This is a genomic window from Cellulosimicrobium cellulans (assembly GCF_042723955.1).
GTDB classification, from domain to species: domain Bacteria; phylum Actinomycetota; class Actinomycetes; order Actinomycetales; family Cellulomonadaceae; genus Cellulosimicrobium; species Cellulosimicrobium cellulans_H.
The window spans coordinates 1-5,464 of the sequence record NZ_JBHXIC010000014.1; the positions used below are offsets into that span (position 1 = coordinate 1).

At 75.4% G+C, this 5,464-nt stretch carries 6 protein-coding genes; 3 read left to right on the forward strand and 3 right to left on the reverse strand.

Annotation, left to right across the window (positions count from 1 at the left end; all coding sequences use genetic code 11):
• The coding region (locus ACFWH7_RS05860) for a helix-turn-helix transcriptional regulator (RefSeq protein ID WP_378215527.1) at window positions 1-1,156 on the reverse strand (1,156 nt) is incomplete at its 3' end.
• A gap of 128 nt (window positions 1,157-1,284) precedes the next feature.
• On the opposite strand from ACFWH7_RS05860, the gene ACFWH7_RS05865 reads away from it, so the two are divergent.
• Window positions 1,285-1,686: a RidA family protein gene (locus tag ACFWH7_RS05865; RefSeq protein ID WP_378215528.1), complete on the forward strand. Its 402-nt coding sequence runs from the start codon at window positions 1,285-1,287 to the stop codon at window positions 1,684-1,686.
• 15 nt (window positions 1,687-1,701) lie between these two features.
• On the opposite strand, the gene ACFWH7_RS05870 is transcribed toward ACFWH7_RS05865, so the two are convergent.
• Both ACFWH7_RS05870 and ACFWH7_RS05875 read right to left on the reverse strand, forming a co-directional pair.
• On the reverse strand, window positions 1,702-2,151 hold the full coding sequence (locus tag ACFWH7_RS05870) for a DUF6389 family protein (protein WP_378215529.1): 450 nt from the start codon (window positions 2,149-2,151) through the stop codon (window positions 1,702-1,704).
• A gap of 4 nt (window positions 2,152-2,155) precedes the next feature.
• The gene (locus tag ACFWH7_RS05875) at window positions 2,156-3,439 is read right to left on the reverse strand and encodes a glycosyltransferase (RefSeq protein ID WP_378215530.1); all 1,284 of its coding nucleotides are present in this window, start codon (window positions 3,437-3,439) and stop codon (window positions 2,156-2,158) included.
• Between the two features lie 152 nt (window positions 3,440-3,591).
• Between ACFWH7_RS05875 and ACFWH7_RS05880 the strand changes: the two genes are divergently transcribed.
• Together ACFWH7_RS05880 and ACFWH7_RS05885 are read left to right on the forward strand one after the other, a co-directional pair.
• Window positions 3,592-3,966: a PadR family transcriptional regulator gene (locus ACFWH7_RS05880; RefSeq protein WP_378215532.1), complete on the forward strand. Its 375-nt coding sequence runs from the start codon at window positions 3,592-3,594 to the stop codon at window positions 3,964-3,966.
• The gene (locus ACFWH7_RS05885; protein WP_378215534.1) at window positions 3,966-5,345 is read left to right on the forward strand and encodes a permease prefix domain 1-containing protein; all 1,380 of its coding nucleotides are present in this window, start codon (window positions 3,966-3,968) and stop codon (window positions 5,343-5,345) included. Before ACFWH7_RS05880 ends, ACFWH7_RS05885 begins: the two co-directional genes overlap by 1 nt.
• Window positions 5,346-5,464 lie beyond the last annotated feature (119 nt).

Genomic DNA, 5,464 nt, shown 5'->3' on the forward strand with positions numbered 1-5,464 from the left:
CGCGGACGCTCCGGACGGCGGCGCGGACCCGGCGTCCGTCGTCGACGACGAGCTCCTTGCCGCGTTCGGGGCGGCGGCCGACCCCGACCTCGCGCGGCTCCAGGTCGTGGCGCGGCGCCCCGCGCGGCGCCCCGCCCCCCCCGCCGCGCCGTCCGCGGCGGGGCCGTCCTTCTGCCGGGGCGCCGTCCGGTGCCCCGTAGCGTCGCGCGGTCGCGACGGCGCGGTCCCGCAGCAGGTCGCGCAGTGGTGCTGGGTCCAGCACCTCGGCGTCCGGCCCGAGCTGCCACACGGCCCAGACGGCGTGCCGGAGGTCCTGGAAGCTCACGTCGAGCACCAGCAGGCCGTCGTCGGCGACGGACTCGGCGTCGACGGAGACCGCGGTGCCCACGAGCATCTCCCGTCGGTCCGGCGCGAGCCGGACGCGCGCGACGACCTGGTCGTCACCCGCCCGGAACCGGGCGCTGCGCTCGCGCCAGAGCTGCTCGAGGTCGACGACGTCGGGGCGGTCCGCCGGTTCGGCGAGCGCCTCGGCAGCAAGGATCCGGGAGAGGCGGTAGGTACGGTCCGCCCCGCCGACCGTGGCGAGCAGGTAGCCCGTGCCGCGGGCGGTGACCATGCCCACCGGGTCGACCTCGCGCGAGGCCGGCGTCCGGCCGACGGCGGCGTAGCGGATCCGGAGCTTCCGCCCGCCGAGCACGGCGCGCCGGACCTCGCGCAGGACTGCCACAGGGACCTCCTCGGCGGCCTGCCGGCGAGCGAGCAGGTCGATGTCCGGCTCGACGAGGATCCGCCGGGCCGCGTCGTCGGCCGCGTCACGGTGGGCTTCGGGAAGCGCGTCGACGACCTTGCGGACGGCCGATGCGAGCGCGGGCCCGAGGCCGAGCACCTGCTCGCCCCGCCCCGACGTGGCGGCGAGCACGGCGAGCGCCTCGTCCGGATTGAGGCCCGTGAGCTCCGTGCGAAAGCCGGGCAGGAGCGCGAAGCCTCCATGCCGGCCGCGCTCGGCGTAGATCGGCACGCCTGCGGCGGAGAGCGCCTCGACGTCCCGCAGGACCGTCCGGGTCGACACCTCGAGCTCGCGCGCCAGGACGGTCGCGGACAACAGGCCCCGCTGCCGGAGCAGCAGCACCAGGGAGACCAGCCGGTCGGCGCGCACCCGAGAAACGTACCGGGATACATGACAGAAGGTGTCGTCTATCGCCGAGAGGCTCGGGAACGGGTGTGCGGGACGTCGGCCACGAGGGTCGACGCGCGCCCGAGTCGGACGAGTCGGACGGAGTCGGCATGGCAGCGGAACGAACGGCGATCAACCCTGTGGCGTGGTCGCAGGAGCTGGGGTTCAACCAGGCGGAGCTGGTCTCCGGGCACACCCGGACGCTCTTCTGCTCCGGGCAGACGGCGATGACGCGCGACGGCCGTCCCCAGCACGAGGGCGACCTCGCGGCACAGCTCGCGCTGAGCCTGGACAACCTGGAGGCGGTGCTGACGGAGGCGCGCATGACGCTCGCGGACGTCGTCCGGTTGAACGTCTACACGACGGACGTCGACGCGCTCTTCCAGCACTACGGGGTGCTCGCCGCGCGGCTCGGGGCCGCGCGCGTGGCTCCGGCGACGACGATGCTGGGGGTGACCCGCCTGGCGGTCCCCGGACAGCTCGTCGAGCTCGAGGCGACCGCCGTCACCTGAGCGCACGCAGCCGGATCAGGGCTCCAGGGCGAGCGGGACGCGGGTGCCGTACCCGTCGTGGCCCTCCACGCGGCCGGGGACGCGCGAGCGTCCCCGCGCCGCGGCGTCCCACACCTCGACGACCCACGCGGCGGCCGTGTCGACGACGAGGTCGCGCGCGTCGTATGCCGCGAGCCCGGGGGCGACGAGGGGCACGGCGGGGATGGGCCCGTCCTCGCCGTGCACGACCTCGAAGAGCGTGCGGAACGGCTCGACCGCGCGGTCGAGGACGAACGCGTCGGGACCGTCGAGCGAGACGACGACGTCGAGCGTGCCCTCGCCGTCCTGGTCGGGGAAGACCGTCACGACGACCTCCTCCGCGGCGTCGGGCAGCGCGTCCACGACGGCGCGCAGCCGCAGCACCGCATCAGGCGTCGCGGCGTCGAGGTGGGCGCGCAGGCGGTGGGCGTGGGTCTCGGCGTCCATCGGGTCACCGTAGCGGCGGCTCGGCTCCCGCGGGGCCGAGGTTCTCGAGCTCCGCGACGAGCGTGCTGTGCTCGGCGTCGCGCCGGACCGCGTCGCCGAGCGCGGCCGCCCGGTGGCGGTAGCCGGGGTCGTCGAGGACCTGCCGGACGGCGCGCGCGACCCGCTCCGCCGAGGCCTTCCGGGAGAGCGCGACGCCCGCGCCGCGCAGCTCGACGCGCACCGCGTTGTCGCCCTGGTCGCGCCCGTGCGGCAGGACGACGACGGGGCAGCCTGCCGCGAAGGCCTTGAGGAGCGTGCCGTGACCGCCGTGCGTGACGACGAGCGCGGCGTCGCGCAGCACCTCGTGGTGCGGCGCGGATGCGACGACGGCGACGTTCGCCGTGCCCGGCACCGTCCCGGGCGGGATCCCCTGGCCGGTCGTGACGATCCCCCGCACGGGCAGCGTCGCGAGCGCCGAGACGATGCGTCGCAGGAGCGCCGTCTGGTCCTGGAACGTCGACGACAGGGCGACGAGGACGAGCGGGTCGTCGCCCGGCGGCGCGGCCCACGGGACGTCGTCGGCCCACGCCGGGTCGTCGAGCACGGGCCCCACGTACCGGGCGTTCGCAGGCAGCGGGCCGGGGAGGTCGAACGCCGGGCTCGTCATGACGAGCTGGCGGCGCGCGGCACTCATCTGCTCCCACGAGCGGGCGAGCGGGTCGAGGCCCAGGTCGCCGCGCAGGGCGTTGAGCCGGTCGCGGGTGTACCTGTCGAACACGCGGGTCGAGAGGCCGGTCATCGTGCGGTCGCGCAGCCGCCCGAGCGGCCCGCGCGCGGGCCTCAGCCCGGCGCCGAACGGCGTGCGGCCGGACGTGGGGAGGGCGTAGACGTTGGGGATCAGGACGTCGAACGGGATCCCGCGCGACTGCGCCGCGACCATCGCGCCGAACGCGAAGACGGACGTCACGACGAGGTCGGGCCGCCCGTCGTCGACGGCCGCGAGGACGTCGCGCGCGTAGTCCGGCGCGGGCCCGGCGATCACGTGGTCACCGATGTCGCGCGCCTGCGCGAGCAGGCTCGGCGCCTCCCAGTCCTTCAGGGGGTCGTGCGCCGGGTCGCGGTCGGGCCGGTTCGGCGCGGTGCGCCACGGGACGAGCGCCGCGCCCGTCGCACGCACCTCGGGCGCCATCGAGTCCTCGGCGAGCACCCGGACGCGGTGCCCGCGGTCCACGAGCCGACGCACGGCCCCCACCTCCGGCGGGACCGTCCCGCCGCCGTCGGTCAGGGCGAAGAGGTACGTGCGAGGCATGGCGGACTCCCCGGTCGCTGCCGGCGCGAGGCGCGCTCCGGTCGGGACGCCACGGTTGCGTCGGCAGGAACCACGCTAGACCGCTCGGCCCCCAGTCCAACCCTAGATCTGCTAGGGTTAGTATCCCTAGAAGAACTAGGCATAGGAGTGCCATGCGTATCGACAAGGACCTCGTGGCCGCGTCGGCCACCCCCCTCGTGCTCGGGATCCTCGCCGACGGGGAGTCGTACGGCTACGCGATCCTCAAGCGCGTCGACGAGCTCTCGGGCGGCCGCATGCAGTGGACCGACGGCATGCTGTACCCGCTGCTGCACCGGTTGGAGCGGCTCGGGCTCGTCGAGGCGTCGTGGGGCACGTCCGACGTCGGTCGGCGCCGCAAGCACTACGCGATCACCGCGGCCGGGCGCGAGGCGCTCGTCGAGCGCCAGGCGCAGTGGGACGTCGTCGCGCACGCGCTCCACCAGGTCTGGCGCACGGCGCAGGACGGGCTCCAGGGCCCGCCGCGCGTCGCGGAGGGGTGGGCCTGATGGGCGCCGCGACCGCGCCGGCGGACGGGGCGAGCCCCGGCCCGCACGCCGCGCTCGAGGCCCAGATCGACCAGTGGCGCGGGTACGTCCGCCGCCGCGAGGCCATCTCCGCGGCGGACGTCGACGAGATGGAGGACCACCTGCGCGATCGGGTCGAGGACCTGCGCGCGACCGGGCTCGACGACGACGAGGCGTTCCTCGTCGCGGTGAAGCGCATGGGCACCCTCGACGACCTGTCGCGCGAGTTCGCGCAGGAGCACTCCGAACGGCTGTGGAAGCAGCTCGTCCTCGTCGGCGAGCAGCCCACGGGTCGCACGCGGTCGTGGCGCGAGCTCGCGGTCGTGCTCGGGCTCGCCGTCGCGGCGGGCGTCGCGGTCAAGGTCGCGACGGCGGTCCTCGACGAGATGACGGTCGTGCTCAACGTCGGGCTCCTCGTCCTGCCGTTCCTCACGGCCTACCTCGCGTGGAAGCGCCAGGTCACCGCCCGCGTCGTCGGAGCGCTCGCGGTGCCGTTCGTCGTGCTGGGCGTCGTGCTCAACGTGTACCCGTTCGAGCCCACGGGCTCGACCCTCGTGCTCGCGGCGCTGAGCGCCCCCGTGACGTTGTGGGCCGTCGTCGGTCTCGCGTACGTCGGCGGGCGCTGGCGCTCGGACGCGCGCCGCATGGACTTCGCGCGCTTCACGGGCGAGCTCGCCGTGTACTACACGCTCCTCGCGCTCGGGGGCGGCGTCCTGCTCGGCCTCACCGCGGGCGTCTTCTCGCTCGCCGACGTCGACCTCGAGCCGTACCTCGAGGACTGGATCTTGCCGCTGTGCGTCCCGGCCGCGCTGATCGTCGCCGCGTGGCTCGTCGAGGCCAAGCAGAACGTCGTCGAGAACATCGCGCCCGTGCTCACGCGCGTCTTCACGCCCCTCACGCTCGTCATGCTCCTCGCCGTGTTCGTCGTCCTCGCGACCGCGGGGAACCTCGCCGCCGTCGACCGCGAGCTGCTCATCCTCATGGACGCGATCCTCGTCCTCGTCCTGTGCCTGCTCCTGTACTCCGTCTCCGCACGCGACCCGCTGGCGCCGCGGTCGTTCTTCGACGGGCTGCAGGTCGTCCTCGTCGTCGCGGCGCTCGCCGTCGACGCCGTCGCGCTCACCGCGATGCTCACGCGCATCGCCGAGTTCGGCGTGAGCCCCAACAAGGCTGCGGCGCTCGGGCTCAACCTGCTCCTCCTCGTCCACCTCGTGTGGTCCGCGGTGCTGGCGACGGCGTTCCTGCGCGGGCGTCGCCCGTTCGCCGACCTCGTGGCCTGGCAGACCCGGTTCCTGCCCGTGTACGCGGCATGGGCCGCGATCGTCGCGATCGTCTTCCCGCCCGTCTTCGGGTTCGTCTGACAGGCGCGGGCGGGGGGGGGCGCGGGGGGGGCGGCCCCGCGCGGGGGCGGCGGGGGGGCCGCGGGGGAGGGGTGGGGGCGCGGGGCGCGCCGCGCCCCGCCCGCGGGGGCGCCCCCCCC

What these genes read in the sequence shown, in the direction of transcription:
- ACFWH7_RS05865 (WP_378215528.1), top strand. Translation starts at nt 1,285, where the DNA reads ATGGCAGCGGAACGAACGGCGATCAACCCTGTGGCGTGGTCGCAGGAG.
- ACFWH7_RS05870 (WP_378215529.1), bottom strand. Translation starts at nt 2,151, where the DNA reads ATGGACGCCGAGACCCACGCCCACCGCCTGCGCGCCCACCTCGACGCC.
- ACFWH7_RS05875 (WP_378215530.1), bottom strand. Translation starts at nt 3,439, where the DNA reads ATGCCTCGCACGTACCTCTTCGCCCTGACCGACGGCGGCGGGACGGTC.
- ACFWH7_RS05880 (WP_378215532.1), top strand. Translation starts at nt 3,592, where the DNA reads ATGCGTATCGACAAGGACCTCGTGGCCGCGTCGGCCACCCCCCTCGTG.
- ACFWH7_RS05885 (WP_378215534.1), top strand. Translation starts at nt 3,966, where the DNA reads ATGGGCGCCGCGACCGCGCCGGCGGACGGGGCGAGCCCCGGCCCGCAC.